The sequence below is a fragment of the Kribbella sandramycini genome, from assembly GCF_013131805.1.
Lineage (GTDB): Bacteria > Actinomycetota > Actinomycetes > Propionibacteriales > Kribbellaceae > Kribbella > Kribbella sandramycini.
Genome location: NZ_JABJRC010000008.1, coordinates 240,450 through 267,442, shown reverse-complemented (window position 1 = coordinate 267,442; position 26,993 = coordinate 240,450). Strand labels below are relative to the sequence as shown.

Sequence of the window (26,993 nt, the reverse complement as noted above, 5' to 3'; positions counted from 1 at the left end):
TTCGAGAGGTCTACAGCATGACGGACGTGGTGCGGTCTGGCACCGAGTGGGTGCCGCGGATTGGGATGTTGGAGGTGTCGCCGGAGCGGGCGGCGGTGATTCGGGGGTTGTTCGAGCTGGCAGCGTTCGTTGCGGATCACCCGGGGCTGCCGTTGCCGTTCGTTTCGGCGGTGATGGTGCCGCCGGCGCTGGGTCTGCAGCGGGAGATCGGCGTTGTGGGCGAGGTTGCCCGGGTGCTCGGCGTGACCCCTGCTACCACTCCGGACGGTGCGTGCGTGGCGCAGCGGCGGTTTGGCCGTGCGGTGCAGGTGAAGTGCCTTGTCCGGCCCGTGGTGGTTGCGGCGGGGGTGGTCCGATGAGCGAGCACAGTGTCATCGATCTCGCGTGGCGGATGTACGACTCGGCGGCTGCTGCGGTCGACCGGGCGGACACGAAGGCCGGGTTCGCGGCGACGCTGGAAACGGCGGCTGCAGCAGTGGTTTTGACGTTGCTGTCGCAGGCGCATGGTGCGCCGGTAGTGGTGCGGGTGTTGTTGGGGCTGGCGCTGGTCTCGTTCGGGGTGGCGCTGGTTGCGGCGATGCTCGTGGTGACGCCGCGTATGAAAGCTCCGGGGTTGACGTTGGTGCCGGGGGAGTTCTTGTACTTCGGTGCGGTTCGGGTGCGGTCGACGACGCAGATCCGCAAGCACATCGATCCGTCGGTGCATGGCGGTCTGATCGCGAGGCCGACGGACGCCGTGATCTATCAGGCCAAGCAGTTGGCGGGGATCGCGTGGACGAAGCACCGGTATGCCCGGTGGTCGCTGCAGGCGGCTGCCGCCGGCGCACTGCTGACCACGGTCGCCGTGCTGGGCGGGGGTGCTTCCTGATGGGCGACTGGGACAAGAAGAGCCGCCGGGCGTCGCGGAGGTTCGCTGCTCGCGACGGGATCAGTTACACGGACGCCCGGGAGCTCCTCATTCGACTGGGCTATTGGGGCCGCGGCGCGCGCTTCTACGACGAGCTGCTCGCCGAGATGGACGCCCGGGGTCAGTCGCTGACCGACCTCGCGCAGGAGAACTACTCCGGCGAATTGACGGTCGGCCAGGTCGATCAGCGGTTGGGCCACGGAGGCCGGTTCTACAACGAGATGAGCACCGATCGCGTCCGCCAGCGCGAGGTCGACGAGCCGAAGGGAGAGGGCGAATGAATCGCCGTCCGAACGCCCGCGAGGGCGTCGTAATGCCGAAGTTCACGCTGGCCGCGGTTGGCCTGCTGGTCGGCGGATTCCTGCTGACGACTCTGGGCGGCCAGCTGTCCGCGCCGGACGCCAAGCCGTGGATGCTCGCGTTCGCTCCGGCGGCGGTCGCTGGCCCGTGGATGCTCGCGGCCGGTGCCTTGACGTCGGCGACGTCCGCGCTGCTGTTTTGGAGGGTCGGTCCGGGGCTGTTGTTCGCGCTGCCGCTGTGGCTCGGGTTCGCTGGCGTGGTCGCGCAGCGCCTCGATGCGCCCGGAGGTACCGGGCTTTGGCTGTTCGCGGCGGGAGCCCTAACGGCTCTGTCGATCGCGCTGGTCCAGATCAACGCGGCGCTCGGCGCCGGGATCGTGACCGGCGGCTGGCTGCTGTTCGCCGGGTTCCTGCTGCGTGCGCTGCCGAACGACGTGGCGGCGCACGGCTACCGGTGGCAGACGATCGCCGCCGGCGTGCTGGTCCTGGCCGGGACACTGGCCCGGGTCTTCATGGCTCGGTCGAGTTCGCGGGGGCTGCTGCGTCGCCTGGGCCGCGCTGGCCGCGACACCGATGGTCTGGCGTCGATGTGGGACGTGTACCGGGCGGCGTCCGCGCGGGTGCTTCGCCGTAAGGCCGCGCAGCTGCGGCCGAGTCTGGCCGAGGTGTCGGCGTGGAAGCGCCGCACGGTCGCGAAGTCGCAGCTCGGCGTGAAGGTCGCTCGAGTCGGTCTGATGGGTGTGTGGAGTTCGGCGCAGGACCACACGCTGACCTTCGGCGGACCGCGTAAGGGCAAGACGCAGCTGCTCCTCAACTGGGTCGTCGACGCGCCAGGCGCGGTGATCACGACGTCGACCAAGCTCGACGTGCTGTCGCTGACCTACCGCCGGCGGCAGGAGCGCGGCCCGGTGTGGGTGTTCGACCCGTCCGGGATCGTGCAGCCGGGCTCGAAGATCGCCGAGCAGCTCGACGCCGACGGCGTCACCTATGTCCGCTTCAACCCGCTCGTCGGCTGCGAGAAGGCCGCCGTGGCGATGGACCGCGCCGCCGACCTGATCGACGGCATCGGCCGCTCGAAGGGCGACGGCCAAGGCGAGCGGTGGGACGGGTTCGCGAAGCAGACCCTGCAGTCGCTGCTGCACGCGGCCTCCTTGGGCGGCTACACGATGTACGACGTCCAGCAGTGGGTCGCGAACCCGACCGACCAGGCCAAGCGCGACGTGCTGTACGAGCTGCGCAACGCCGGGCCGCAGGCCGCGGGCATGACACAGGAAGCTACGCAGTTCTTCGAGAACAACCCGAACACCCAGTCGTCGATCTCGACGACGATCATGCCCGCTCTGTCGTGGCTGTCGGTCCCTTCGGCCGCTGCTGCGGCGGCGCCGGGCGGGCAGCAGTTCGACGTCGCGCAGCTGCTCGCCGAGACCGGCACGGTGTACCTGATCGGCGCGGAGGACAAGAAGACGTCGCCGCTGGTGACCGCGCTGACGGCGCAGATCGCCCGGCACGCCCGGACGATCTCGGCCGCGATGCCCGGGGGCCGGTTGGACCCGTACCTGTCGATGGTGCTGGACGAGGCGGCGCTGATCTGCCTGATCCCGCTCGACCAGTGGTCGGGTGACTTTGGCTCTCGCGGGATCTGCATGCACATCGCCGCGCAGTCGCGCGCCCAGCTGGTCGACCGGTTCGACGCGGCGGCGACCGGAGCGCTGCTGACGAACACCTCGACGAAGATCGTGTTCGGCGGCACGGGTGACGCCGAGGACCTGCAGTACTGGTCCACGCTGGCCGGCGAGCGCGAGGAACCCGCGATCACCCGGGACCGCTCGACCGGATCGCGGTCGGAGACGACCCGCCGCACGCAGGTCTTCACGCCGAGCCAGGTGGCCCAGCTCACCGCGGGTCAGATGCTGGTTACCTGCAACGGCATGCCGCCCGCGATCGTGAAGGCGCCGATGTACTACAAGCGGTGGGACGTCCGCCGAGCCAAGCTCGCTCGCCGGATCGACGCCCGCCGTACGCAGGCCGCGCAGGCGCTGCGGTGGCTCGCTCGGCGTCCGGCCGTCGCGGCGGCGGCGCGGGGCATCTCCGCCGTGGTCGAGCGGACCGGTGAGTGGATGGTCGGCCGGTTCGGCTGGATGCTCGCTCCGCTGTCCGGTGACGCCCACGTCGCCGCCGGCGGCCACGTCGTCGACACCGAGACGCCGGTGCCCGGCGGACGCCGGACGGCAGGGCTGCTGGCCCGGCTGGAGGCCGCCGACCCGGTCCGCGAGGCCGTGGCGTGGCTGCGGCTCAAGCGCGCTGCCCGCAAGGCCCGCGTCGCGATCGCCGCACGCTCTGCCCAGAACACGAACCAGCAGGAGGTGCAGCGATGAAGTGGCCTGCGGCAACGAACGTGACGGCCACGGGTGGACTGGTCACGATCTGCGGCTCGACCCGGTTCCGCGACGACATCGCCCGGGTGAACCGGGAGCTGACACTCGCCGGGTACGTCGTCCTCGCACCGGGGGTGTTCGTCCACGACGGCGACCCGGTCAGCGCGGACGACCAGGCCCGACTGGACCGGCTGCACCTGACCAAGATCGATCTGGCCGCGTGGATCTACGTCGTCAACCCCGGCAACTACGTCGGGGAGTCGACCCGCCGCGAGATCGAGTACGCCACCTCGACCGGCAAGCCGGTCTGGTACCTCACCGGCGGCCCTCGCCCGGCCGTCGGCGCTCCGCAGCGCGACTCCTCGCACAGCCCTCAGACCGTCAAGGAGACCCGCGCATGATCACGGCCACCTGCCAGTGCCGCTGCCACGTACTGACCCACACCGGCGACGAGCGGCCCGCCCGGCTGAATCCGGCGGATGCCGCCAACGAGGTCCGCGCCCGCTGGAGCTGTGACGAGCTGTCGGAGTTCCTCGGAGTCGACGCCGTCCCTGCGCACGACGCCATGGGCGCGATCACCGGGTGGGTCGCGGTCGACCCGGAGGCGCTCCGGCAGGCCGTCTACGCCTTCGCCGACCGACCCCGAGAGGAGGGCTTCTGATGAAGCACACCGACCACGAAGACCCCGAAACGACGGCGTTGAAGGCCGTCGCGGCGGTTGCGCGCGAGGTCGAGAAGCTCGACCGAGGCCTGCAGGCCCTCAAGGGCGGGATGCGCACGACCGCCTCGAAGCAGTCCGTGACCGATCTCGCGGAGATCGTCACCGCCCTCAGCGAGACGGTCATGTCGATGACCCACAAGGCCGGGACCGAACCGGTGGCCGTGCGGTCGTGGCTTCGGCTGGCCGAGGATGACGCGGACGCCGTCAAGGCGGTGCTGAGCGAGCTCGTGCCGTGGATGCAGGACACCTACCTGCGTTACCACGACGCGGCCGAGACGCTGCCGCCGTGCTGGCTGTGGCACCCCGAGATCGTCGAAGAGCTGGTGTGGCTCATGGACGCGTGGACGGCTGCTTTTTACGGCCCGGAGGCCTCGATCCGGCTGGTCGGCGACTGGCACGACCGCCAGCGCCCGGGCGTGATGCGCCGCGTCGGCCTCTACTCCTCCAATTGCGACCTGACCATTCACAAAGAGCGGGCGGACGCCGCCCCGAAGGCTGTGCCGCTGGTCGACCACCTCGACCAGTTCGTCACCTGGTGGTCCACCGACCGGGCGGGCCACGGCCCGGCCCCGACCGAGGACCAGATCCGCGCTGGCCGCCGTAACGGCCTGACGGCGGTTCCGGCACGAGACGGGAGCTACTGATGAACTTCTCGAATCTGTTCGACGCCGTCACGGGCGAAGCCTCGTCGACGCGGGGCTGGATCGCGCTCGCGCTGGCGGTCGCCCTCGCGGCCGGAACGGTCTGCCTGCTCGGCTGGGCGGTGCTGCGCGGCGTCCGTGGGCTGGCGCGCGGTAACGCCGGCGGGCGCCGCGTACTGATCGTCGTGGCCGTCACGGTCGCGTTCGCGGTCGCCGGGATCGGCGGCGTGCAGTCGTTCCAGGCGGTGTCCGACAAGTTCGACAGCGCCCTGGTCCCGTTGGTTGCCGACGGCATGGTGGTGGCCTGCACGGCGCTGCGCCTGGCGGCGCTGACGCGCGGGTGGCGGATTCCGGGCGCGCTGCTCACGACGTACGTGTTCATCGGCGGCACCGTCGTGCTGAACGTGGACGCCGCGAACGGTCAGCTGGACAAGGCGATCGCGCACGCGCTCGCGCCGCTGGCCTACGCGGTGCTGGTCGAGATGCTCGCGCACATGTTGCGGCTCCACCTCAAGCTGTCGCAGCCGGTCCGGGCGAAGCTGTCCGCGCTGACCTGGTTCACCTCGCCGGTGATCACTACCCGCGTGTGGCTCCATCTGTCCCGTACGGGGACGACGGACCCGATCGAGGCGCGGGCGCTGGTTCAGCAGGTCGTGCGGATGTCGTCGCGGCTGTCGACGGTCTGCCCGTCGTGGCGGCTGTGGCCGCTGGACTCCGCGAGGGCCGCCCGGTCGGCGGCGCTGCAGACGATCCGCGACGGACTCCTCACCGCCGGCGCGCTCGCCGCGCTGCTGCCGACCGGACGCCGCCTGTCGGCGGGGGAGCTGCTGGCCGTCGTCGACGGCGCCGCGCTCGGCATTCCCACCGCCGAGCCGGAGCCCGCGCCCCGGGCGGACTTCCCGGCCTGGGCTGTGCTGTGGCTGCTCGCGGCCAGCGGTGACCGGATCGACCCGCCTGCCGATCAGCTCGCCGATGAGGACTCCAGCGACGACGCGGAGGAGTCGGTGGAGCTGGCCTGGGCGATCGGGTTCGTGTTCGGCGCGCTGCAGCAGCAGACGCAGTTGCACCAGGCAGCGCTGCTGCCGCCGAGTGCCGGTGCAGCTACAGCGGTGCAGCCGGTCAGCGCCGGTGCGGTGCAGCCGCCCGCACCGGCGCACTACGCACCGACTGCACCGGTGCACCGCCCGGAGGTGCACCGCGCTACTGGTGCACCGGTGCAGTCCAGGACTGCTGCTGCTCCGGCTGCTGCCGCGAGCAGGAGTGCATCGGTGATCAGTGCACCTGTTTCCGAGTCAGCTCGAAGCGGTGCGGGGGTTGGTCCGAAGGACGACGACGAGGCGGCGGTGGCGGAGCTGGTCGAGGCGTCGCGGCGCGTGCACGGCGGCCAGCCGCTGGGCCAGCGCGAGATCACCCGGCTCCTGGGCTGCGGGTTCCCGCGCGCGAAGCGGCTCCAGGCGCTGGCCGGTTGGGCGTCGCCGCGTGTCGGCGGCGACGCCGACCACGACGGGGTCAACGACACCGACGAATCCGATGCCGACAGCAACGAAGACGACGACGAGATCCCCAGCAATGAGACCGACGAACTCGAAATGAGCAGCAACCGATGAACCAGATCAGCAGGCCTCAGCAGATCATCCGATCAGCCTCGATAACTCCTCACGCGATCCCCAAAGTAGGGACCCGGAGGAAGCAAAGCATTGATACACACCATTGCATCACGATCAAGTGGAGCCCTCACTCCGCTTGTCGTGTTGGGCTGGACCCGGCCTGCGCGGTGGCTTCGGTCGCCGCCGGGCGGGCGGTTCGGGCGGGTGGTGCCGCATGGTGATGAGCGTCCACGCGGGTCACCGCGCCGACTATCTGACCGGCGCTGTCGCGTCCGGTCGCGAGAACTACTACACCGGCGCGACGGCCGCCGGCGAGCCGCCGGGGCGCTGGTACGGGCGCGGCGCCGCGGCGCTCGGCCTGCGCGGCGAGGTCGACGCGCAGGACATGACGGCTCTGTATGAGCGGTTCCTGGACCCGCGTGACGAGCGGTTCGGCGACCCGGCGCTGTGGGACGAGGCCGACACGCTCGGGCACACCGGGCGGGTGTACAAGACCGAGGCCGAGCTGTACGCGGCTGCACTGGCTGCGGAGCCCGGTGCAGATGCGGAGCGGCGCGAGGAGTTGCGCACCGAGGTCGGGAAGAAGGCGCAGAAGAACGTGGCGTTCCACGACGCGACGTTCTCGGTGCAGAAGTCGGTGACGGTGCTCCACACCTCGTTCGAGGCCCAGGAGGTGCGCGCCCTCAAGCAGCTGAACGACGCGCGAGTTGCACTCGGTGCAGCTGGCCGGAGCACCTGGAACCCGTTGCGGCGGCGTGCACTGGTGCAGGCGGTGCACCGCGCGGAGACCGAGGCCGCGACCTGGACGGCGCACCGCGAAGCGGTCGAGGCCGCGATCTGGGCCGGGAACAACGCGGCCCTGGAGTACCTGGCCGACAAGTCCGGATACGTCCGGATCGGCCATCACGGCGGCGCGTCCGGCCGGTACGCCGATGCGCACGACTGGACCGTGGCGTCGTTCTTCCAGCACGACAGCCGCGACCACGACCCGCAGCTGCACATCCACAACGCGATCCTGAACCGCGTCCAGGGCCCTGACGGGAAGTGGCGCACGATCGACGGGCAGGGCCTGTACAAGTACAAGGCCGCCGCCGGCGCGGTCGGCGAGCGCGTGATGGAACAGCACCTGACCCGGTCGCTCGGCGTGCAGTTCAAGCTGCGGCCCGACGGCGAGGCCCGCGAAGTTGTGGGCGTCGACCAGGCCGTGATGGACCTGTTCAGCTCGCGCCGGGTCGCGATCACCAAGAAGACCGCCGCGATCGTCGCGGAGTTCCGTCAGCGCTACGGCCGCGAGCCGAACGCGCTGGAGCTGGAGCGGCTGCAGGAGCGCGCTACGAAGGCCACCCGTCGCGCGAAGTCGCACGACGGTGAGACCGCCGCCGCGCGCCTGGACCGGTGGGACCGCGAGCTTCGCGCCGAGGTCGCCGGCGGTCTCGCGACGGTCGCGTCGCGCGTCTTGTCGCAGCATCAGCGCCAGGAACGGGCCGCGCGTTTCGATGAGGACGCCGTCCTCGAGACGGCCTTGGCGATGGTGCAGGAAAAGCAGTCCGAGTGGCGCGAGGCCGACCTGACCCGCGCGATCAGCCTGGCGCTGCCCGACGCGCTCGGCGGGCTGGACGCGGACGACATCACCGAGCAGCTCGAACGGCTTACCCGCAAGGGCCTGGACCGGGCCGTTCGGCTCGGGATCGCGAAGCCCGGCGCGGACCAGCTGCCCGCGGAGCTGCGGCTGGCCAACGGCCAGTCGTCGTACGAGGCTCCCGGGCGGACGACGTACGCGACCGGCGGTCACCTGAACGCCGAACGGAAACTCGCGCGCGCGGGCTACACCGGCGGCGCTCCGGCGATGCTGCACGGCCACGCGAAGTACTTCGTGCGGGTTCTGGCCGGTCTCGGCCTGGAGCTGGGCGAGGACCAGGCCGCCGCCGTCCAGGGGATCTTGTGCTCCGGCGCGAAGACCGAGGTGCTGATCGGGCCCGCCGGCACCGGCAAGTCCCGGGTGGTCGGCGCGCTGGCCTCGGCCTGGACCGATCAGTCGCTGTGGGCGGGCGGCGAGCAGCGCCGCGTGATCGGCCTGGCCGCGTCCCAGATCGCCACCGACGTCTTGGCCGCGGACGGCGTCCCGGCCATGAATGTGTCGCGCTGGCTGGCCACGCAGCGCCGTCTCGAAGCCGGGACCGGCACTCTCGAAGACCTCGGCCGCAAGCTGCGCGGGGGCGACCTTGTGGTGGTCGACGAGTCGAGCATGACCAACACCAACGACCTGGCCGCCATCGTGGCCTACTGCGACCGGCACGACGCGAAACTTGTCCTGGTCGGCGACCAGCGGCAGCTGTCGGCCGTCGGCGCCGCGGGCGGCTTCGACCTGGTCGCCGGCGGCGCGCTGGTGCACGAGCTGACCGAGACCCGCCGGTTCACCGAGGAGTGGGAAGGCCCGGCGTCGCTGCGCCTGCGCGAAGGCGACGCCAGCGTCCTTGGCGAGTACCACCGCCGGGGCCGGATCATCGACGGCGGCAACATCGAGCGCGCCGAGACGCTCGCGTCGGACGCGTGGCTGGCCGACCGGATCAACGGCCTGAACTCGCTGCTCATGGTCGACACCAACGAACAGGCCGCCCGGGTGTCCGCGCAGCTGCGCGCCCGGCTCGTCGGTCTCGGCTACGTCGACGACGAGACCACCGTTCGCCTCGGGATGCAGGGCACCCGCGCGGGCGCCGGCGACATCATCCAGGCCCGCAAGAACGACTGGTCGCTGAACGGGTACCTCGGCAACCAGCAGGCCGCGATCAACCGGGCCCAGTACCAGGTCGTCGAAGTCCTGCCCGACGGTGCGCTGCGCGTCGCCCCGATCAAGGACGACGACGTCTTGTGGCACAGCCCGATCGGGCTCGACGACCCGACCGAGGAACCTTGGTACGACCAAGAGCGGGGAACGATGATCCTGCCCGCCGCCTACGTCGCCGAACACGTGACCCTCGGCTACGCCTCGACCGTCCACGCCGCCCAGGGGCTGACCGTCGACACCTCGTACGGCGTCGTCACCTCTGCGACCTCCCTGAACGCGCTCTACGTCCAGGCCAGCCGAGGCCGGGCCACGAACACGATGTTCGTGGTGACCCAGGCCGCTGCGGCCGACGCCGAGACCGGCGACACGAACCGTGCGCTGCGCCGCTCGGCACGCGCCGTGCTCGGGGACCTGTTCGACAGCTCCGACGAGCGCCAGCAGCGCTCAGCCACCCAGGCCCGCGACGAGTACACGGCCGAAGCGACCCGGCACCGCACACCCGCCGAGCTGCTCGCGGACGCGATCGGCCTGGCCACCGGCGGCCGGGCCGCGCAATGGCTCGACAACGCAACCATCAACGGCCTGCTCACGCCGGCGCAGCGGACCAAGCTCGCCGCCGAAGCGGGCGCCGCGACGCTGACCGCGCTGCTGCGCCGCGTCGAGCTGGCAGGCCTCGACCCGGAGGAAGTCCTGACCGACGCGATCAGCCGACGTGACCTCGGCAACGCCCGCGAACTGTCCAACGTGATCCACGACCGGATCACCAAGACCACCCGCCTCGACCCGATCGGCGCCACCTACAGCGAACGCCTGCCCGTGCTGGACGACCCCGTATGGGCCGCCTACCTCGAACGGCTCGCGATCGAGGCCGACAACTCGGCGCGCGATCTCGCGTTCGAGCTGGCCGAGCAGCAGCCCGATTGGCTGGTCCACCGGATCGGCACCTGCCCCAGCGTCGAGGAGCCCGACGCCCGCGAGCAGTGGATCACCCGGGCCGCTGCGGTCGCCGGATACCGCGACCTGGCCGACTACACCTCCGACGACCAGGCGATCGGCCCGGCGCCGGGCGCGGGCCAGACCGAGGCCTACGCCGCGTGGCGTGCCGCCTGGACCGCGATCGGTGCTCCCGACGAGCAGCGCGCCGAAGCCGAGATGAGCGTCGGGCAGCTCCGGGTCCGGGTCGCGGCCTACCGGCGCGAGCAGAACTGGGCCCCGGCCTACGTCGGCGAAGAACTCGCCGCGACCCGTCAGGCCGCCGAGGAAGCGGGACGGCGCGCCACGCTGCTCGAAGCCGAGATGATCAGCGCGCGCGACGAGGACACGCTGGAACGGGCCGCCGCGGAGGCCAGGCAGTTCTGGGCCCTCCACGACAGCCACAAAGCTGTTCTGGAGCACCTGGAGCAGGTCGACGAGGCCCGCAGCAAATGGCTCGCGCACACAGCCGCCACCAAGGACGCCGCCAACCGGGCCGTCCAGGAACTGAAGGACCGCGGCGTCGACATCGCCGCCGGGGACAGCGACGGCCAGACCGCCGCCGAATGGCTCGCCGAGCAGCGCCAGCACGACGACTGGACCGTCCGCGACGAACACGACTTCCTCGACGTGGCCCAGGCCCGCGAACGTGACTACGCCACCGCCCAGCGCGGCGACGAGTTCGTCGAAGCCGAGCTGATCCACGACCAGCTCCCCACCCCTGACGAGGTCGCCGCCACGATCGACACCGACGACATCGCGGACGCCGAGATCGTCGACACCCACGAACCGGACACCACCGATAACGCCGCCGGCGAAGACGACACCGCGTCGACGGCTGACCCGGACACCTTCGACCTGCGCGAAGCGACCGCCAGCGAGCGCAGAGTGCTCGAAGCCGACCAGCTCCACGTACCGACCGCCGACGAAGCCGCCGAAGCCGTCCGCCGCGCCCAGCGCGCCCTCATCGAGGTCCGCTACCGCGACCAGGCCGACGCCGCACGCGCCGACGAAGACGCCCTCCACCGCGAAGACGAACTCGCCCGCTGGCACCACGAAGACCTCCACCACGAGACCGCCCAGCCGCAGGCCGACGCTCTCGACCTCCACTGAACGACCAACAGAAAGGACAGACACGATGAACGCCAACGAGCACCGCCATCCCAGCTACGCCGACGACCACGTCAGCGACGCAGCGCCGACAGCTGAGCGTGTCGTCGCGGACGACTACGCGAAAGCACACCCGGCGAGGATGACCACGCGGCACCCAAAAAGGCGGCCGAGGTGAAATCCGCCGTCGAACGCTCAGCCTGCAGCACCGCCGTAAGCCGTGCTTCGGTCACCGTCGACAACACGACCACCGCCGTGCGCGCCGCGAACACCGCCGACCGCGACGAGCAGCTCGCGCGGTGGAGTGCCGACGACACCGCTACCCAGCAGACCGAGCAGCACCAGCACTTCACCGCAGACCCTGACGTTCCCTTCTGAACGAACCTCCGGCCGTGTGTGCCCCGCCCTTCGGGGCGGGGACTCCGGCCCAAGGGCCGGACAAAGAAGTCGGTGGCTGGGTATGGCGGGCGGCTACCAGACCGGCCCCCTCCACCCGATTCGGTTCCGGCAGTTCTCACCTGGAGGACAAAGAGCGTCCACCAGCTGACAACGACCGAAACCAAATCGCGCGGAGCCTCTAACCGCTCTGGTCAGCGGCAGTAGCCGGCAGGCCCCCAAGAACGGGGCTGCCGCTACACAAGCCCACCAGCGGGCACGGACCAGTCGCAAGGAGACCACCGTGAAGAACACCAAGAAGACCCCGGCCACCGCGCCGCAGCCGGGTTACACCGTCTGCACCGCGAACTGCAGCATCACGAAGCACTCGCACTGCGGGTCGATGATCTGCTGCCCCCACCGCTACACCGCCGATGGCCAGCTCAAGACCGGCCGCAAGGGCGATGCCCGATGAGCCTCACGATTACTGACCTGTTCTGTGGCGCCGGGGGATCGAGCACGGGAGCCGTCCAGGTTCCCGGCGTGACGGTTCGGCTGGCCGCGAACCACTGGAACCTGGCCGTCGAAACCCACAACGCCAACCACCCCGACACCGATCACGACTGCGCTGACCTGTCGCAGGTGGAGCCGAGCCGCTACCCCCGCACCGACATCTTGTGGGCTTCGCCGGAGTGCACGAACCACTCCCAGGCCAAGGGCCGCAAACGTAACGCCGACGCGATGCCCGACCTGTTCGGCGACACCCTGCCCGACGAGGCGGCCGAGCGGTCCCGGGCGACGATGTGGGACGTCGTCCGGTTCGCCGAGTATCACCGGTACTCAGCGATCGTGGTCGAGAACGTCGTGGACGTCGCGCTGTGGGTCCTGTGGCCCGCTTGGCGATCCGGGCTCGATGCCCTTGGCTACTGCCTGCACAGCGTGTACCTGAACTCGATGCACGCCCAGGCCAGTGGACTCCCGGCGCCGCAGTCACGCGACCGGCTCTACGTCGTGGCGCACCTGCGCAAGACCACATGCCCGGACCTGAACCGGTGGACCCGGCCGACCGCCTACTGCGAGGGCTGTGACGCGCGGGTGCGGGCGATGCAGGCGTGGAAGAAGCCCGAGCGGACCTGGGGCCGGTACCGCGCGCAGTACGTGTGGCGCTGCCCGAACGTTGCCTGCCGCAACCAGGTCGTCGAGCCGGGCTGGCTGCCCGCCGCTGCCGCGATCGACTGGAGCCTGACCGGCGAGCGGATCGGCGACCGCACCCGGCCGCTGGCCGACAAGACCATGCAGCGGATTCGGGCCGGTCTGGAGCGCTACACGCAGCCCGAGCTGCTCGTGCCGGTCGAAGGCCGCGACGGCAAGACCGCCGCCTCGGTCTGGGACGCGATGCGCACCATGACCACCCGCAACGAGACCGGCCTGCTGGTCCCGGCAGGCGGGACCTGGAACGAGACCGCGACCCCCCTGAACCAGGTCATGCAGACCCGCACCACCCGCGAGAGTGAGGCCCTGGTCGTCCCGCTGCGCAACAACAACACCACAAAGACCGCCGCCGACCCGTTCGACACCTTCGCCGCCAACGGCAACCACCACGCCCTCGTGATGCGGAACAACGGCTCCCGCTACAGCGGCGCGGAAATGGTCACACCGGTCACCGAGACCCTGCGAACGCTGACCACGGCCGGGCACCAGTCCCTGCTGGAGCCGATGAGCGTCGCTGTCGAGGACTGCCTGTTCCGGATGCTGGAGCCCCACGAGGTCGCCGCCGGGATGGCGTTCACGCCCGGCTACCTCGTGCTCGGCAACAAACGCGAGAAGGTCCGCCAGCTCGGCAACGCCGTCACCCCGCCCGCCGCCCGCGACCTGATCGCCGCCGTAGCCGAAGCCCTCGGCCACGACCTCACCAGCATCAACGCCGCCTAACCAACCCCAGCCGGTGGAGGGACGCGGACAGCGTCCCTCCCCCCCCGACACCAGGAGCACACGATGACCGACACGTTGGACGTCGAGAACCCGGCCGCGACCGGCTATCAGATGCAGTCGTGGACCTGCGCGGCACCGTGCACCTGCGGCGTCGGGCGCACCGCCGACCCCGAGCCGCACAAGTCGGGCTGCCCGTACCCGAGCGCGGACCGCGCGTGGACGCCGATGGAGAGCGGAGCCGCTGCGCGGCACTGGCGGCCCAAGAACACCGGCCGGGAAGCCGTCGAGCAGGCCGCGATGTGGACCGGCGCTATCCACGGGGTCGGGATTCCCGCGATGCAGGTCGTCGAGCTGGCGACCGGCCGCGTCGTCTGGCGCGACTCCCACCGCTACCCGGACGCCGGCGACCCGATCGCCCCGGCCTGGCAGCACGAGGCCTACGCCGCGGCCCGAGCGGAGTACGCCGCCGATCACGGCCTCGAAGCGCCCAACGAGCCCGTCACGATCCAAGACACCTTGTTCTGATGAAGCCACCCACTGCAGGCCGCCTGGCGGCGGCCGGTGACCTGGTACGGCCCGCCCCCTCCAAGTTCAAGCCGTATCTCAGCTGCGGGACGGCGGCGCTCGCTGCGCTCACTGAATTCCTTGTCCAGCAACAGAGATACGGCTTGAGCCCGGAGCCTCTGGCGGACCTGAGAGCGGCAGGAGCGGGCAGGCCCCACAGGGGCTGCCGCCCACCAACGGTCACCACAAAGACCCGGGGAGGGCTGCCGGTGAAGGACCAGACACCCGGCAGCTCGCCCCGCCCAACCGACACCAACCGAGAAGGAACAGACCATGACCCTCATCCCCAACGGAACCCTGATCACCACCCGCGAAGCCCTGGACGAGCTGATCGATTCGGTCAATCCGCCCGTCGTCGTCGATCGCGAAGGACACCCGTGGATCGTGTTCGCGAACGAAGACGGAGACGACTGGGCCGTGACCGCCGAGTGCCCCGACGACGAGATCCCCGCCGCCACCGGGTTCGACGGGCTCCTCGACCGCGGCCCGCTGCGCGTCGTCTACAACGGCCGCAACCGCGACGACCAGTGGACGAGCCAGACCGGCGTCGAGGTGAGCGCATGACGGTCAAGGTGCGGCTGTCGGGTGATCCCGCCGAGATCGAGCAGCTGATCACCTTCCTGAGCGGCCGGTTCGACGTCGCCGGCGGCGAGCGGCACTACCCCAACCGCGGGAGCTTCGGCGTCCGCGCCTACCTCGAAGTCCGGCACCCCGCGGACGGCGTCCGCCCCGAGCGCATCCACCCACAGCGGAAGGAGATCGAGCCGTGAACAGCCGAGTAGGGATCGCGAGCAGGCGCGGCACCCGCGCACACAACATGGACGCCGCCGCAGCCTTCGAGGCCGTGACCGGCGACGTGGCCGTTGCCGTCGTCGACGGCATCGGGAACGACCCGGACGGCAGCGAGCTGATGCAGCTGATCTGCACGGCGGCTGCGCGGATCGCGGCGTCCCGAGGAGCCCTCGCCGGCGTACTGACCGCAGCGGCGCTCATCGATGCAGATCCCGGCACCGACGACTACGGCCCGGACGCCGTGATGGTGCTGGCGGTCAGCCGCCCTGGCTACGAAGTAGAACTCGCGTGGGTCGGCGACAGCCATATCTACAGCTGGGACGGCGTCCGGCTGGCGCGCCGAACCACCCCGCACACGATGGGGGAGTACCTGCGACTCAACGGAGAGAGCGAGCAGCTCGCGGTTCGCCACGACAACTGGACCCGAATGTCGCTCACCATCGCCTCCCCGACCACCGTCGCACTCGCAGAAGCACCCGCGCACGAGCTGCTGATCCTGCTGTCCGACGGCCTGGACGGCCTCCTGCACGGCGAACTCGCTGCGGCTGTCGCCGAGCACGCCGGCGATCCGCAGACGCTCGCTGAGGCGCTGGTGGCCGCCGCTCGGCCTTCCGGGGACTACCGCGACGACGCGACCGCCGTCGTGCTCGCGCCGAACGCCGAGGCGAGCCGATCATGAGCGGCCTGGGACGGCTCGGGCGGTCGGCGCTGTGGCACGCGGAGAGAGGCCTCGCGGTCTTCCCGCTCAGACCCGGCACGAAAGTTCCTGTGTTCAAAGACGAGGACTGGCAGCAGCTCGCCACCACGGACCGGGCCGTGATCACCGGGTGGTGGAGCGAAGTGCCCTACAACATCGGGCTGGCGACCGGCGCCGCCGGGCTGATCGTGCTCGATCTGGACAAGCCGAGGACCGCCGAGAAGGCCGTGCCGGAGCAGTGGGCCTCCCGGGGTGTGACCAGTGGGCGTGACGTTCTCGACGCGCTCGCGTTCGACGTAGGGCAACGGCTGCCGAAGACCTGGACGGTGGCCACACCCTCTGGCGGCCAGCACCTGTACTTCCGGCAGCCCGCCCGGACGCCGCTGGGCAACTCTGCAGGGCGGCTGGGCTGGAAGGTCGACACCCGAGGTCAAGGCGGGTACGTCGTCGCGGCGGGCTCAATGGTCGGCGGACGCCGCTACCGCGCAACGGTCATCCGCCGGCCAGCTCCACTGCCCGAATGGCTCACCGAAGCCCTCACGCCGCCGCCGGCACCTGTGCCCGAACCCATCTCGCTGAACGCCCGGAGCAACGAGGCCTACGGCCTGGCCGCGCTGACCAGGCACCTCGACAAGCTCCTCGCTTCCACCGAGGGCCGCCGCAACGACGACCTGAACTTCGCGGCCTACTCGCTCGGCCAGGTCGTAGCGATCGGCGCGCTCATGCCGGCGGTCGTACGAGACGAACTGCTGTCCGCGGCGATGCGCATCGGACTGGCCCGGCGTGAAGCCGAGCGCACCATCAGCAACGGGATGACTGCCGGAATCCGCAAACCCCACCGCCAGGTCAGCTGACAACGCGAAGAGGGCCTCAGCTCGCCATTCACGGCGGCTGAGGCCCTTTCGCCGATCAGGAAGCCTGCGACCGCGGCGAGCGCAAGGGCGGTACGCCGGAACCCCGCCATGTCCACATGAGGGTGGCCCACACACCACCGACGTAGTCAGGCCGCCGCACCTCAGCGGGGGTTCGGATGGCTCGCTCGGCGGCGCGGACCTCAGCCTCAATCAGGTCAGGGCTCGCCGGCACCGACTGCCCAGTGACAGGGGACGGAACGACCTCGCCGGCCCACCACCCGGACTCCGCGATCCACCGGCACGTCTGGAGCACCCCGGCCACGAAGTCGTTGGTGCTCTGCGTCTCGCTCAGCTCGTCGGCTCGATCTTCGATCGCCTGCCAGACCTTGGCGAACTCCGTGACCGTCACGCCGCGCAGATGCTCTGGCCGTACACCGCCAAGATCCTTCGCCGTCAGCTTCACACCACAGCACGATCCCAGACCCCACCGACAATTTCTATGGCCCCGGAAGGCGGCAGGGTCCTCCTGGTGGAAGATCCAGCCGATCGAAGGACGGCGCCCGAGACCCTGGACGCCGTACCGACTTCTTCCGTCAGCTATCAGGCCAGCGATTGCTAACGGCCCCTGAACGGGCATCGAGCAGGGAACGGCCGATCGAGCGACGGTCGTTATCCTTGATCCGGACCCTTTGGGCCCTCTGGGTCGGCTCGCCGATCCGGATCAAGGATAACGACCGTGTCAAGTCATGACGAGTTAGGCCGAAGGTCATCGGCGTTCGGCCGGTGGGTGGCTATCAGTGCCCGAGCTACGGCGAGATCAGCTGGCGTTGTCCTGCTTGACACGCTCGGCGTGCGGCTGAACATTGGCGGCACCGTCGGAGCCTTGGGTCAGCATCACGAAGCTGGATACGTTGGGCTGAATACGGCGAAGGAGCTCAATTACGTCCTGGTGGACGTGGTACCGGTCGACTAGCTGCTGAAACGGGATCTGAGCAGACAGTCGGAGTACCTCGATACCGACGACCACGTCGAACTCATCCAGGTCCACCAACACTTCGTCGTTTACCTGCTCGGTGCGAGTACACTCAGCTTCACTCAGCAAGATGTAGGCAGCTGCGGCAACGGGGTCGATCTGAAGCTCGATCGTAGCCATGTCACGCTCCCTTCCAAGCGGTGGATTTAAGTATAGGTCGCAGAGCGGTCACGCCAGGCTCAACGATCCAAATCTTGAGCAGACGACCGTCCACGGACCTACCAATGTACTTGACACTGTTCTCCGGCGTCGACTCTGGCGGAGCGTCGAGATGAGTCAGGGCATGCTCTACATCGGCGCGGGTCACACCGCGCTGCTTCATTCGCTGCCTCATGTGAGCCGTGTAGTGGTACGCCATCGCTACGACTTAATGACCTCGAACATGAGGGTTCTAGCGTGAGAGCCCTCTAGCTCAAGGTCGATCGTGTAGACCCCCTCGTGGTCAAGAGGTAGCCCTGTCGTGATCGCGAAGAGCAGGCCGAGGCGGCCGTCACCGTACGGGCGGGCGTCCGGCTCGGGCGTGAGATCCATGGTGAAAACGACGACGAACTGGTCGGTAAGCGGCGGCTTAATTGTGACGGTCAGACTCACGGGGCCAGCGTCGACACGTGACCGAACACGACCAGCGATGGACATCAGGTGAGCGGCGGGAAGCCGAGACACGGTGACTTGCGTGTAACTTGCCCCAACGACGGTCAGAGTCCCGCTACGCTCGACCTTCGCGTAGTCGGCGACGAAAGCGTAGTCCAGTTCAGCCACTGGCATAGTCTAGAGCCCGCTGAGCCAAAGTCGAGTCTTGCCGGTGCAACTGGCCCGGGTGCTCGGGCTCCTTTGATACCCAGGCGAGGGTCAGGCCGCGACGGTGCCAGGAAGGCCGAGCGCCTCCAGGACTTGCCGTGCGCATCCGTTCTCGAGCGCAGGATGCTTACCGGTATCGGGACAGAACATCACCGCTACGAGCCGGACCTTGAGCGATACTGTCGCCAACGGTGCCAGCGCCGGCCCCAAGGTCACTGCGGCTAGATGGCCTGCAATCATCGAGGCAGCCTTGCTACGCAACGGGCCCCACCCAGCATCGACACACCCGGCGTATACGTCATCTGCGACCATTCCGCCGACGTCGCCGAGCTCATCTAGCATGTCCGCAACCTCGGACAAGATCTGGCACAGCCAGTGACGACGTCCGGCTTTGCGCCGGCGTGGCTGCCTCTCCCACAAACGTTCCCACCACTCGTCCGCGACGATCTCCTGGACCGTCTCATACAGCTGCGCCGCATCCGCCGGCGACCGCTGGATCGCCTCAGCCAGTACGTCGACTGCGACCCGCGCTGGCTGCCCGACGAGCTCGAACTCCTTGGACTCCGTGTAACTGCTCAGCATCGACCGGAACAATGGCGCGGCGACCCCGCCGTGCAAACTGCCTCCACACGAACAACTGCACGGCGCTAACGTCGATTCCGAGCACACTCGACCGTGGGACATGGCTAATCCTCCTGAAGGGCACCACCTGGACAGTTGTCACGTATAGCTGCGACGCGGCTACATTCAGTGTGGTTCCGGGAAGCTCATGGCGCATGCTTCATGGCGTGGCATCAGGGGCTAGCGGGCGAGGCGGATCGTCTCCTGACCGCGCGTCCCCTACCGGGGGATTGAACGCAGCTCAACCCCGCGCCTGAACCCGACTGTCTTGTGAATCCGGCGGCTATCAGGGGCAGGCGCGGAGATATGGTCGACATGTTCGGGTGACGCTCTGGGCGCAACTCGTGCGGAGTCCGTGGGATCAATCGTGGTGCGAAACCCTGTCAATCGGACCGAACCAGAGTGACTCCGAGGCTAAGTGAGAAGGGCTCCTGAGCTGAAAAGTGAGAAGGGCTCCTGAGCTGAAAACGCCATCACACCCCCTTTTAATCCGCGGGTGGGCGGGATCGAGTCGCACGGGGCCTACCCAAACCGCAGGTCGCAATCGCCCTGCGCCTCCCGCAACGACTCGCGCTGTGAGTTGCTTGCGCTGTCGCAGCTGCCGAATCCGTGGGCACTGTAGGCTATGCTCCGCGCGTTGCCCCCGTAGCTCAGGGGATAGAGCAGTGGTTTCCTAAACCATGTGCCGCAGGTTCGAATCCTGCCGGGGGCACCCATCCGAATCAGCCAGCTTCTTCGACGATCGTCGGTGGCCGGAACTGGCGCATCACCTTCGCTCGCCGGTACTGCTTAGCTTCGACTAGGCCGAGGTCTCGTAGAGCAGCAGTCGCTCTGCTGACGGTCCCGACCGAGACGTTGTGTTCGGCTGCGAGCTCACGTGCGAGCGGCAGTTCTGAGCCCACGGGATAGGTCCCGTTCTCAATGCTGTGGCGCAGTGAGGCGGTGAGGATCTCCCAGGCGTGGCGTGGGGTCCGGTCGGCGAAGTCCGGGCGCGGAACCGTCTGCGCAAGGATCGCAGAGGCGGCAGCGTCAGATCGCTCCGACCAGGCGGTGTAGAACCTGAGTGTGGTCGAGCCTTGAGCGTGTCCGAGCCGCCCCTGCACGGTCCGGAGGTCGACGCCGGCGCTCAACAGCTCCGTGGCGCCATAGTGGCGAATCGAGTGGAGTCGGGTGCTTCGCAGCTTGTTTCGAGTCGCGAGCCGGCGGTATCGCTGCGTCGCCGTGTTTGGTTTCAGAGCCGCGCTGAAATCCGGCTCTGTCGAGAACAGGAATGCATCGCGGGCTAGCTCGACTCCGAGCCGTTTGCACTGCCGCTCGCAGTACTCGCGGTACATCTGGAGCAGCTCCATCGTGAGCGGGTCGAGAGACTGCAGCTTCTGTAGCTTGCGTTTGGTTGTGATCTCCTCGACCTTGCCGGCGTACTGGTCTCCGGCGCGCGCGACCATGATCTTCGCCTGTTTCCACTTGACGTCCGTCCACCGCGCGACGCAGATCTCGCCGCGCCGGCTCGCGGTGATCATGGTCATCCAGAGGAACATCCCCCAGTTCAGGTCACGCCAGGCTTCATTGAGTACGGGAGCTAGCTCCTCCGGTGTTGGCGGGTCGGGCAGATTCAGTTCGAGCGCCGGCGGCTCCGCCAGAGCCGGTTGGTTGACGTCCAGATAGCCCCATTTGACCGCCCGCTTGAAGGCGCCGGTGAGGATGAAGTGGATCTGGCGCACTGAGCTGCTCGCCAGCGGCTCGCAGGTGTGCTCCTTGGCCCTGTGATTCATGCGGAGCTGAGCGTTGTCCTTGCAAGACTGGAGCATTGCGTAGTAGTTCTCCAGCATCTCGGCGTCTATCTTTGCTGCCTTGAAGTCCTTGCCAAACCGTGGCATGACGTAGTCGCGAATCAGTTGGTCACGGCGAACGATCGTCCGCCGCTTGTGGTTGGGATTGACGACCGCGCGGTACTTATCGAGCACCTCCATGACGGTGAGGTTGCCCTTGGTCGCTTTGCCTTGCTGGACCTGGAGCAGTAGCTGGAGCCTCGCGATCTCAGCGTCGGGCTCCTCGGCGGTCCACGGTGACTTGAGGAACCGGCGTTTGCCGGTGACCGGGTCGCGGCCGTTCGACACGACGGCGCGAAACCGTCCGTTCTTGTGCTGCTCGACGTGTCCTTGAGGTGCTGCCACAGCGGCAGAATACTGCGACGCTGTTCCCAAAAGTGTTCCCACGTGCGAGTTCAGAGTCACGCGGGAACCGCGTATGCGCAGGTCAGAGAAGGATTGATGCCTGTAGATCGATCTTGCGACGCACGGTTTAGGAAACCGACGCTCTATCCCCTGAGCTACGGGGGCGCACGATGCGGGGACAGCTTAGCGGAGGGTTAGTTGGTGAGGGCGCGGACGCCTAGGTGGCCGGTGATGGAGGCGTAGCGTTCGGCGTAGAGGGTGGTGCAGCGGGAGGAGGTGCAGCCGGCGCCGGCGAAGGTGATGCCGCGGATGGTGGCGGTGGCTGAGCCGGGGCGGCTGTAGAGGGGGCCGCCGGAGTCGCCGCCGACGATGGCTACCTGGCCGCCGCGGGTGGCGCGGATGACGTAGGTGGTGCAGCCGTCGGTGTCGCAGTAGCGGGCGTTGGTGGAGCGGACGGTGAGGCCGCAGAGTGAGGTGCTGAAGCTGCCGGACTGGCAGACGGAGGTGCCGACGCCGGGGTCGCCGCCGCCGGTGACGGTGCGGGTGTTGGCGGAGTCGCCGGGGCCGTCGGTCCAGATCTTGGTGCCGTAGCTGCTGCCGGTGAGCAGGGACTGATCGTAGTCGGGGTACTTCGTCCGTACGGTTGTCGTGCCGTAGTAGTTCGGGCCGGACTTCCACTCGGTGCCGACGCCGCCGCAGTGGCCCGCGGTGACGGAGCCGCGCTTGCCGTCGGAGCGGCGGACGACGGAGAAGCCGGCCGAGCAGTTCTTGCTGGCCGAGGTGATCCGCGCGCCGCCCCAGTGGCCGCCCTTCGGGGTGTCGCTGAGCCGCGACGTGCGCCCGAGGGCACCTTCGACGAGTTGTACGCCGGAGAGGCCACGCAGCCCGGCCAGCGATTCGGGGGAGGTGGTCGCCTTGTCGTACTCGACCAGGACCTTTTCGCTGCTCGGGTCGAGATCCGCGGCGAACGTCGTCCGCTGCGCGTCCTCGGACCAGGCGCGGGCGCCGACGGCCTTCCAGCTGTCGCCGATCGACTTCGCCGAGCGGCAGCTGCGCTCGAGGCCGACCAGCTGCTTACCCGCGGGCGGCACGTTCTTCGCCATCGCGGCCTGGTAGCGCTTCTGGTTCAGCACCTTGGCGTCGACGACGACCTTGTATCCGGTCGTGGCCGAGCCGATCACGCCGACGATGCCCTGGCTCAGCCCGTACGGCAGGCCCGACTTCGGCCGGCCGGTCGCGTCCAGCGGCTCCAGTGAGCGGAGCGCGGTGCTGACGCCTTCGCCGAGGGTCTCGCCGAGCGGGCGCGGGTCCTTCGGCGAGGTCGGCTGGGAGAGCCGCTTCGCCGAGCTCGCGCTGATCGACGGCTGCCCGTGCGAACAGGCGTCGGCAGCCGTCGCTCCGGTCGGCGCGGTGGCCGGTGAACGTGTCGACGCGGTGGCCGTGAGACCGACTGCGAAGAGTGAGACTGAGCCAAGGGCCAGCAGTGGGACGGTGGCTGAGAGTCGCACAGAGCTCCCCTATCAGTGGACGACCTCGGTCAATCGTCCGGTGAGAGACTCCGCTCAGTCAATAGGCGATCACGGTCCGCAAGCAAATTTGACTACCGTGCGCGAGCGTATCTCGCAAGCTCGTGCCCATTCGCAGCGTAGAAAGCCAGGGTGTCCGAGTCCTTCCCGGCGCTGATGGCGATCCGCTTGGCGGACTGCAGGACGTCACTGTGCGGAACGTTGTTGCAGCCGATCAGTCGTTGCGGGCCGGCCTTCGCGCTGAACTCGCCGCGCTGGCCGATCGTGTAGGTGCCCTGGATCCCGTTGCAGCCGTCCGAGCCGCTCCACGTCCCGTCGGTGCGGAATCGCAGGACCGGGTTGTCCGGCCGGGGAGCCTTCAACGACTTCTGGCCGGCGATCTGCAGCACGTTCCAGGTGCCGGTGACGGTCTTGGCGGACGGCGCTTGCTCGGTCGGCTGGGGCGGCTGGGACGTCGCCCCTCCGACGGCGACCGGCGGCTCGGTCGTCGCGCCCCGGCCGGCCAGGCCGAAGCCCGCGGCCGTCACGGCGACGACGGCGGCCGCGGCGATGCCGGAGACCATCCAGGCGCGGCGCCTGGCCTGACGGACGCCGGACGTCGCCCGGTCGGACAGGCCGGTGGCCATCGGCACGGAAGCAGCAGCGCGGCCCAATGTCCCGCGCAGGTCATCCTCGAGCTCGGTGTTACTCACGACAACCTCTCATCAACACGGTGGGACTGCCTGGTCCTCCGCAACGTGGCCAGCGCACGGCTGGCCGTCGAGCGGACGGAGGACGGTTTGATGCCGAGCAGGTCGGCGATCGTGTGGTCGTCGAGGTCCTGGTAGTAGCGCAGGACCAGCACGACCCGCTCCCGGCCCGACAGCTCCTGCAGCGCGTGCCACAGGTCGTCGGAGTTCACGATGTCGGTGGCCGGGTCGGGCACCGTGCGGTGCGGTTCGACGTCTGCCGTCGGCGCCTCGGTGAACGAGCGGCGACGCGTCATCGCCAGGTACTCGTTGACGAGGATCCGCCGGACGTAGTGGTGCGGATCGTCCGCCCCGCGCACCTTGCGCCAGGACCGGAACGCTTGCATCAGCGCGGTCTGGGCCAGATCCTCGGCGCGCTGGTAGTCGCCGGAGACGGTGAAACCGAGCCGGACCAGGTCCTGTCCGCGCGCGGACACGTACTCCTCGAACTCCACTCGTGACTCCCGGGCTGGGCGTGCAACACCTCACAACTATTAGATGCATCGAGGTGTTCAGAGTGCTGCATGGTTCGCCGCACAGTTGCGTCTCACCAGGTTCAGCTCACCGGGCGGTCCAGACCGGTCTCCCGGTCTGGACCGCGGTGTGACCCCGGTCCGGACGGCTTCGGGGGGCGCGTCCGGCGCAGGGTCAGCGCAGGCCGAGCGACTTGATCAGCTCGGGGGTGGCCTGGCGCGGCGCCGGCAGGACGCCGGGTTTGCCCTGGCCCTCCAGACCGGTCGCGACCAGGTGACGGCAGCCGAACGCCTCGACCGTGTAGGACAGGACGCCGCGGTCGTTGTCGGTGAACCGCAGCACCCAGGTCGGGCCCAGCTCCTTGGTGCAGAACTCCGGCTTCTTCGCGACCGGCTTCGCCGCGTTCACCAGGGCGAACAGGCCGGTCGCCTGGGCGCCGCTGCGTTTGGTGGTCACATTCGCGTACGTCGGTCCGGTCGCGCCGGCGTCGTACTGGCAGATCGCCACGGAGACGGGTTGGAACAGCGACTTCGCGGCTCCGGTGCCCCACGGCACCTTGTTCGTCGCGTCCTGGACCGACTTGATCGTGTCGGGGCAGTCCGTACTGGGGGTCGGCGTCGCGCTCGGCGGCGGCGTGCTGGTCGGGGTTTCGGTGGGCTGGGCGGCGGGCGGAGACGAGGCGTTCTCGGAGCCGCAGGCGGCGGTCATCCCGAGAACTGCCACGACGAGCGTCGCACCGATCAGGCCCCGTGTCCGTAATGCGCTCACGACTGGGTCCTTCCGGTTGGCAAGGCCACCCATGATGGTTGAACGGAGTCTCATAGCGCGTGCCAAACGATCACGGCGGCGCGTCGTTCCGGTCACGCCCCGGGATCGTGGGGCAACCGAGCCGGTTCTGTAACGCGCAGGCACTGTACGCCGTTTCCCGACTACGATGCTGTGCCGTGGCCCGGAACCAGAAAGGCGCACTCGAACAGCGCCAGCGCGAGGAATGGCAGCTCGGTATCGACTGGGCGCGCTGGCTCCTGGCCGGGAACCAGCCACAGCCGCTGACGATCTACGGCCTGGTGCTGGAGCCGGGCGAGGTGCCCTACGTGCACACGCAGACCCACTACTCGCGGTTGTACCGCGGCAGCGGTCGCTACACGCACAGTGGTGGTTTCTTCATCGGCCACCCCGCTTTGGTCATGGGCGCGCTGGCCGCGAATGCTGCCGTGAACATGAACCGCAAGGCCGTGGCCAAACGCAACACCGAACTGATGTGGCGCGACCTGCAGGAAGTGCCGACGGTCGCGACGAACTACCGGATCCTGACCCAGCTGCCCGGCCGTGGCTGGCTGAGCTTCTACTACAACTCCGTCCAGGAGTTCTATCCCGATCCGGCGAACTGGATGATCAACTTCGGTTTCATGGAAGCCGAGCCGCTGCGGATCGCCGGCCTGACCGCGCCGACGCTGTCGGTGCTGACCGCCTGGTGCGTGCTCGGCGACCGCTGGGTCGGCGAGCCGGGGATCCAGCCGCTGCTCCAGGCCGCCGCGGCGTCCGGATCACATCTCGACCCCGGTGCCGTCCAGGGGCAGATCGTCGCCGAGCAACCGCGTGAACTAGGCCCCGGCGACCCCCGCTGACTCGGTAATCTGGACCCATGACGAGCCCGTACGAGGACGACGAGCCGCTGCTGCCCGAAGGAACCCGCGACGACGACCCGCGGACCTGGGGTGACAACGACTTCAGCAGCGACGACGACGAACGCATCCTGCGCGAGGTCCCGCCGCACCACGGCTGACCCGGCCGGACGAAGTGCCAGTGAGCTGCTAGCGGACCCGGGGAGGGATGAGCTCCCCGGGAGTCGCGAGTTCGATCAGGGGCGGGCGCGCAGGGCGTCGCGGATCTCGGTCAGCAGCTGCTGGTCGGTGGTCAGCGGATCGTCCGCGGGCTCCGGCTCCTGGCCGCGCCGACGACGCTCGGCCAGCTTGTTCAGCGGGTACACGATGAAGAAGTAGACCGCGGCGGCGACGAACAGGAAGTTGAGCGCCTCCTGCGCGATCAGGCCGATCGAGAACTTGGCGTCATTGACGTAGAACACCATCGCCTCGGAGAGGCTCGGCTTTCCGAAGATGGCGGCGACCAACGGGTTGATCAGGCCGTCGACGACGGCGGTGATGATCTTGCCGAAAGCGGCGCCGATGACGACGGCGACGGCGAGGTCGACGACGTTCCCACGCATGATGAATTCTTTGAAGCCCTTGAGCATTGCGGTGCCTCCACGAACGGGTGATGTACCCGAGTCAACGTAGGACCGCGCTGCTGGTCACGCGAGAGACCGCGCCGCACAACTACCCATCGTGTCGTCGAATGTTCGCCCCGTGATCAACTCGTGTCCGGTGTCAGGGCGACCGAGATTCTGGAGTTCGTTGTGGCCTGGGCCAGTCTGGCGGCGATCGAGCGCGGGACGCCGACCACGATCAGGGCGCCGGTGGACATCGACTTCGGCAGCGCGATCACGCGGACACTGGACGCCGCGAGGCCGGCCGAATCGGTCGCCGTACTCGTGCCGGTGTAGAGGTCGAGGCGATCGCCCACGCGCAGCAGCGCGCCGATATCGGAGTCGTCGATTCGGAACGGGTAGGCCACCAGGCCGGCCGGAACCAGCGGCGGGCCGAGGAAGCGGACGTCGGTGAGCGGCTCACCGGCTCGAATCGGCCCACTCAGCACGCGTTTCGACAGATCTGCGCCAGGTGTCAGCGCGCCGCTGGGCACGGCGTCGACGGGGAGCCGGATTGTTCGCAGCGCGTCGGGCACGACGCCGCCTGGTAGATCGCGGTCGGCGGCGAGGACGGGGACGGTCGGCGGGGGAGCGGGCGCGAGGCTGGTCAGACCGAGATAGACGGCGGCCGCGGCGGCGAGGCCGGCCAGCAGCCGACGGCGCCGGCGGAGGACGCGGGACAGGTCACGAAGGAACGAAGGGATTGTCATGCCGGAGAACATATGGGTCTCCGGCACCCCGA

31 protein-coding genes and 1 tRNA gene are annotated in these 26,993 nt (G+C 69.0%); 20 read left to right on the top strand and 12 right to left on the bottom strand.

The window, feature by feature from the left end; all coding sequences use genetic code 11:
- The first annotated feature begins 17 nt into the window (after positions 1-17).
- The 17 genes from HPO96_RS29355 to HPO96_RS29275 all read left to right on the top strand — a co-directional run bounded on the left by HPO96_RS29355 (position 18) and on the right by HPO96_RS29275 (position 16,631).
- On the top strand, positions 18-359 hold the full coding sequence (locus tag HPO96_RS29355; protein ID WP_171677604.1) for a hypothetical protein: 342 nt from the start codon (positions 18-20) through the stop codon (positions 357-359).
- Positions 356-868, top strand: coding sequence for a Pycsar system effector family protein (locus HPO96_RS29350; RefSeq protein ID WP_171677603.1), 513 nt, complete (start codon positions 356-358; stop codon positions 866-868). The genes HPO96_RS29355 and HPO96_RS29350 overlap by 4 nt, the downstream gene beginning before the upstream one ends.
- On the top strand, positions 868-1,188 hold the full coding sequence (locus HPO96_RS29345) for a hypothetical protein (protein ID WP_171677602.1): 321 nt from the start codon (positions 868-870) through the stop codon (positions 1,186-1,188). Before HPO96_RS29350 ends, HPO96_RS29345 begins: the two co-directional genes overlap by 1 nt.
- Positions 1,185-3,581: a type IV secretory system conjugative DNA transfer family protein gene (locus tag HPO96_RS29340; RefSeq protein WP_171677601.1), complete on the top strand. Its 2,397-nt coding sequence runs from the start codon at positions 1,185-1,187 to the stop codon at positions 3,579-3,581. The genes HPO96_RS29345 and HPO96_RS29340 overlap by 4 nt, the downstream gene beginning before the upstream one ends.
- Positions 3,578-3,982, top strand: coding sequence for a hypothetical protein (locus HPO96_RS29335; RefSeq protein ID WP_202886555.1), 405 nt, complete (start codon positions 3,578-3,580; stop codon positions 3,980-3,982). The genes HPO96_RS29340 and HPO96_RS29335 overlap by 4 nt, the downstream gene beginning before the upstream one ends.
- Positions 3,979-4,242: a hypothetical protein gene (locus HPO96_RS29330; protein WP_171677600.1), complete on the top strand. Its 264-nt coding sequence runs from the start codon at positions 3,979-3,981 to the stop codon at positions 4,240-4,242. Before HPO96_RS29335 ends, HPO96_RS29330 begins: the two co-directional genes overlap by 4 nt.
- Entirely contained in the window at positions 4,242-4,946 is a 705-nt protein-coding gene (locus tag HPO96_RS29325) for a hypothetical protein (RefSeq protein WP_171677599.1), read from the top strand. The genes HPO96_RS29330 and HPO96_RS29325 overlap by 1 nt, the downstream gene beginning before the upstream one ends.
- Positions 4,946-6,550 (top strand): DUF2637 domain-containing protein, encoded by a 1,605-nt coding sequence (locus HPO96_RS29320; protein ID WP_171677598.1) that lies wholly within the window; start codon positions 4,946-4,948, stop codon positions 6,548-6,550. Before HPO96_RS29325 ends, HPO96_RS29320 begins: the two co-directional genes overlap by 1 nt.
- Positions 6,551-6,770: 220 nt before the next feature.
- A complete protein-coding gene (gene mobF, locus HPO96_RS29315) occupies positions 6,771-11,420 on the top strand; it encodes a MobF family relaxase (protein WP_202886554.1) in 4,650 nt (1,549 codons plus the stop codon).
- A 171-nt stretch (positions 11,421-11,591) separates the two neighbouring features.
- A complete protein-coding gene (locus HPO96_RS29310) occupies positions 11,592-11,795 on the top strand; it encodes a hypothetical protein (protein WP_171677596.1) in 204 nt (67 codons plus the stop codon).
- Positions 11,796-12,096: 301 nt separating this feature from the next.
- The gene (locus HPO96_RS29305; protein WP_171677595.1) at positions 12,097-12,267 is read left to right on the top strand and encodes a hypothetical protein; all 171 of its coding nucleotides are present in this window, start codon (positions 12,097-12,099) and stop codon (positions 12,265-12,267) included.
- The gene (locus HPO96_RS29300; RefSeq protein ID WP_171677594.1) at positions 12,264-13,724 is read left to right on the top strand and encodes a DNA cytosine methyltransferase; all 1,461 of its coding nucleotides are present in this window, start codon (positions 12,264-12,266) and stop codon (positions 13,722-13,724) included. The genes HPO96_RS29305 and HPO96_RS29300 overlap by 4 nt, the downstream gene beginning before the upstream one ends.
- 63 nt (positions 13,725-13,787) lie before the next feature.
- On the top strand, positions 13,788-14,249 hold the full coding sequence (locus HPO96_RS29295; RefSeq protein ID WP_171677593.1) for a hypothetical protein: 462 nt from the start codon (positions 13,788-13,790) through the stop codon (positions 14,247-14,249).
- A 312-nt stretch (positions 14,250-14,561) separates the two neighbouring features.
- Complete coding sequence (locus HPO96_RS29290) at positions 14,562-14,852, top strand: hypothetical protein (protein ID WP_171677592.1); 291 nt, start codon at positions 14,562-14,564, stop codon at positions 14,850-14,852.
- Positions 14,849-15,058 carry a hypothetical protein gene (locus HPO96_RS29285; RefSeq protein WP_171677348.1) on the top strand — a complete coding sequence of 70 codons (210 nt, stop codon included), beginning with the start codon at positions 14,849-14,851 and terminating at the stop codon, positions 15,056-15,058. Before HPO96_RS29290 ends, HPO96_RS29285 begins: the two co-directional genes overlap by 4 nt.
- Positions 15,055-15,759, top strand: coding sequence for a SpoIIE family protein phosphatase (locus tag HPO96_RS29280; RefSeq protein ID WP_202886553.1), 705 nt, complete (start codon positions 15,055-15,057; stop codon positions 15,757-15,759). Before HPO96_RS29285 ends, HPO96_RS29280 begins: the two co-directional genes overlap by 4 nt.
- Positions 15,756-16,631, top strand: coding sequence for a bifunctional DNA primase/polymerase (locus HPO96_RS29275; protein ID WP_171677591.1), 876 nt, complete (start codon positions 15,756-15,758; stop codon positions 16,629-16,631). The genes HPO96_RS29280 and HPO96_RS29275 overlap by 4 nt, the downstream gene beginning before the upstream one ends.
- A gap of 55 nt (positions 16,632-16,686) precedes the next feature.
- On the opposite strand, the gene HPO96_RS29270 is transcribed toward HPO96_RS29275, so the two are convergent.
- The 5 genes from HPO96_RS29270 to HPO96_RS29250 all read right to left on the bottom strand — a co-directional run bounded on the left by HPO96_RS29270 (position 16,687) and on the right by HPO96_RS29250 (position 19,044).
- Entirely contained in the window at positions 16,687-17,094 is a 408-nt protein-coding gene (locus tag HPO96_RS29270; RefSeq protein ID WP_171677590.1) for a hypothetical protein, read from the bottom strand.
- A 354-nt stretch (positions 17,095-17,448) separates the two neighbouring features.
- Positions 17,449-17,784, bottom strand: a complete 336-nt coding sequence (locus HPO96_RS29265) for a DUF2283 domain-containing protein (RefSeq protein WP_171677589.1) — start codon at positions 17,782-17,784, stop codon at positions 17,449-17,451.
- Position 17,785: 1 nt separating this feature from the next.
- Positions 17,786-17,998 carry a hypothetical protein gene (locus HPO96_RS39930; RefSeq protein ID WP_420371476.1) on the bottom strand — a complete coding sequence of 71 codons (213 nt, stop codon included), beginning with the start codon at positions 17,996-17,998 and terminating at the stop codon, positions 17,786-17,788.
- Between the two features lie 26 nt (positions 17,999-18,024).
- The gene (locus HPO96_RS29255) at positions 18,025-18,423 is read right to left on the bottom strand and encodes a DUF6941 family protein (protein ID WP_171677587.1); all 399 of its coding nucleotides are present in this window, start codon (positions 18,421-18,423) and stop codon (positions 18,025-18,027) included.
- Between the two features lie 90 nt (positions 18,424-18,513).
- Positions 18,514-19,044, bottom strand: a complete 531-nt coding sequence (locus HPO96_RS29250; RefSeq protein WP_171677586.1) for a hypothetical protein — start codon at positions 19,042-19,044, stop codon at positions 18,514-18,516.
- A gap of 678 nt (positions 19,045-19,722) precedes the next feature.
- On the opposite strand from HPO96_RS29250, the gene HPO96_RS29245 reads away from it, so the two are divergent.
- Positions 19,723-19,795, top strand: a tRNA-Arg gene (locus tag HPO96_RS29245).
- A 10-nt stretch (positions 19,796-19,805) separates the two neighbouring features.
- On the opposite strand, the gene HPO96_RS39750 is transcribed toward HPO96_RS29245, so the two are convergent.
- The 5 genes from HPO96_RS39750 to HPO96_RS29220 form a co-directional block, all read right to left on the bottom strand.
- Positions 19,806-21,257, bottom strand: a complete 1,452-nt coding sequence (locus tag HPO96_RS39750) for a tyrosine-type recombinase/integrase (protein WP_171677585.1) — start codon at positions 21,255-21,257, stop codon at positions 19,806-19,808.
- 194 nt (positions 21,258-21,451) lie between these two features.
- Positions 21,452-22,765: a S1 family peptidase gene (locus HPO96_RS29235; protein WP_337796859.1), complete on the bottom strand. Its 1,314-nt coding sequence runs from the start codon at positions 22,763-22,765 to the stop codon at positions 21,452-21,454.
- A gap of 92 nt (positions 22,766-22,857) precedes the next feature.
- Positions 22,858-23,475, bottom strand: a complete 618-nt coding sequence (locus HPO96_RS29230) for an META domain-containing protein (protein ID WP_171677584.1) — start codon at positions 23,473-23,475, stop codon at positions 22,858-22,860.
- A complete protein-coding gene (locus tag HPO96_RS29225; protein ID WP_171677583.1) occupies positions 23,472-23,966 on the bottom strand; it encodes a SigE family RNA polymerase sigma factor in 495 nt (164 codons plus the stop codon). The genes HPO96_RS29230 and HPO96_RS29225 overlap by 4 nt, the downstream gene beginning before the upstream one ends.
- 193 nt (positions 23,967-24,159) lie before the next feature.
- Positions 24,160-24,753 (bottom strand): hypothetical protein, encoded by a 594-nt coding sequence (locus tag HPO96_RS29220; protein WP_337796858.1) that lies wholly within the window; start codon positions 24,751-24,753, stop codon positions 24,160-24,162.
- Between the two features lie 176 nt (positions 24,754-24,929).
- Between HPO96_RS29220 and HPO96_RS29215 the strand changes: the two genes are divergently transcribed.
- Positions 24,930-25,613, top strand: a complete 684-nt coding sequence (locus HPO96_RS29215; protein ID WP_171677582.1) for a hypothetical protein — start codon at positions 24,930-24,932, stop codon at positions 25,611-25,613.
- 17 nt (positions 25,614-25,630) lie between these two features.
- Positions 25,631-25,771, top strand: a complete 141-nt coding sequence (locus HPO96_RS29210; RefSeq protein WP_171677581.1) for a hypothetical protein — start codon at positions 25,631-25,633, stop codon at positions 25,769-25,771.
- A 75-nt stretch (positions 25,772-25,846) separates the two neighbouring features.
- Here the strand turns inward: HPO96_RS29210 and mscL are convergent, their stop codons facing one another.
- On the bottom strand, positions 25,847-26,212 hold the full coding sequence (mscL, locus tag HPO96_RS29205; RefSeq protein WP_238355630.1) for a large conductance mechanosensitive channel protein MscL: 366 nt from the start codon (positions 26,210-26,212) through the stop codon (positions 25,847-25,849).
- Between the two features lie 143 nt (positions 26,213-26,355).
- A complete protein-coding gene (locus tag HPO96_RS29200) occupies positions 26,356-26,961 on the bottom strand; it encodes a CpaB family protein (RefSeq protein ID WP_171677579.1) in 606 nt (201 codons plus the stop codon).
- Positions 26,962-26,993: the final 32 nt, after the last annotated feature.

Bases quoted from the DNA above. Each gene is read 5' to 3' on its own strand.
- HPO96_RS29285 (WP_171677348.1), top strand. From the start codon at position 14,849: ATGACGGTCAAGGTGCGGCTGTCGGGTGATCCCGCCGAGATCGAGCAG.
- HPO96_RS29210 (WP_171677581.1), top strand. From the start codon at position 25,631: ATGACGAGCCCGTACGAGGACGACGAGCCGCTGCTGCCCGAAGGAACC.
- HPO96_RS29250 (WP_171677586.1), bottom strand. From the start codon at position 19,044: ATGCTGAGCAGTTACACGGAGTCCAAGGAGTTCGAGCTCGTCGGGCAG.
- mobF (WP_202886554.1), top strand. From the start codon at position 6,771: ATGAGCGTCCACGCGGGTCACCGCGCCGACTATCTGACCGGCGCTGTC.
- HPO96_RS29335 (WP_202886555.1), top strand. From the start codon at position 3,578: ATGAAGTGGCCTGCGGCAACGAACGTGACGGCCACGGGTGGACTGGTC.
- HPO96_RS29330 (WP_171677600.1), top strand. From the start codon at position 3,979: ATGATCACGGCCACCTGCCAGTGCCGCTGCCACGTACTGACCCACACC.
- HPO96_RS29355 (WP_171677604.1), top strand. From the start codon at position 18: ATGACGGACGTGGTGCGGTCTGGCACCGAGTGGGTGCCGCGGATTGGG.
- HPO96_RS29325 (WP_171677599.1), top strand. From the start codon at position 4,242: ATGAAGCACACCGACCACGAAGACCCCGAAACGACGGCGTTGAAGGCC.
- HPO96_RS29345 (WP_171677602.1), top strand. From the start codon at position 868: ATGGGCGACTGGGACAAGAAGAGCCGCCGGGCGTCGCGGAGGTTCGCT.
- HPO96_RS29265 (WP_171677589.1), bottom strand. From the start codon at position 17,784: ATGGCTACGATCGAGCTTCAGATCGACCCCGTTGCCGCAGCTGCCTAC.
- HPO96_RS29290 (WP_171677592.1), top strand. From the start codon at position 14,562: ATGACCCTCATCCCCAACGGAACCCTGATCACCACCCGCGAAGCCCTG.
- HPO96_RS29340 (WP_171677601.1), top strand. From the start codon at position 1,185: ATGAATCGCCGTCCGAACGCCCGCGAGGGCGTCGTAATGCCGAAGTTC.
- HPO96_RS29200 (WP_171677579.1), bottom strand. From the start codon at position 26,961: ATGACAATCCCTTCGTTCCTTCGTGACCTGTCCCGCGTCCTCCGCCGG.
- HPO96_RS29350 (WP_171677603.1), top strand. From the start codon at position 356: ATGAGCGAGCACAGTGTCATCGATCTCGCGTGGCGGATGTACGACTCG.
- HPO96_RS29295 (WP_171677593.1), top strand. From the start codon at position 13,788: ATGACCGACACGTTGGACGTCGAGAACCCGGCCGCGACCGGCTATCAG.
- HPO96_RS39930 (WP_420371476.1), bottom strand. From the start codon at position 17,998: ATGAGGCAGCGAATGAAGCAGCGCGGTGTGACCCGCGCCGATGTAGAG.
- mscL (WP_238355630.1), bottom strand. From the start codon at position 26,212: ATGCGTGGGAACGTCGTCGACCTCGCCGTCGCCGTCGTCATCGGCGCC.
- HPO96_RS29300 (WP_171677594.1), top strand. From the start codon at position 12,264: ATGAGCCTCACGATTACTGACCTGTTCTGTGGCGCCGGGGGATCGAGC.
- HPO96_RS29275 (WP_171677591.1), top strand. From the start codon at position 15,756: ATGAGCGGCCTGGGACGGCTCGGGCGGTCGGCGCTGTGGCACGCGGAG.
- HPO96_RS29320 (WP_171677598.1), top strand. From the start codon at position 4,946: ATGAACTTCTCGAATCTGTTCGACGCCGTCACGGGCGAAGCCTCGTCG.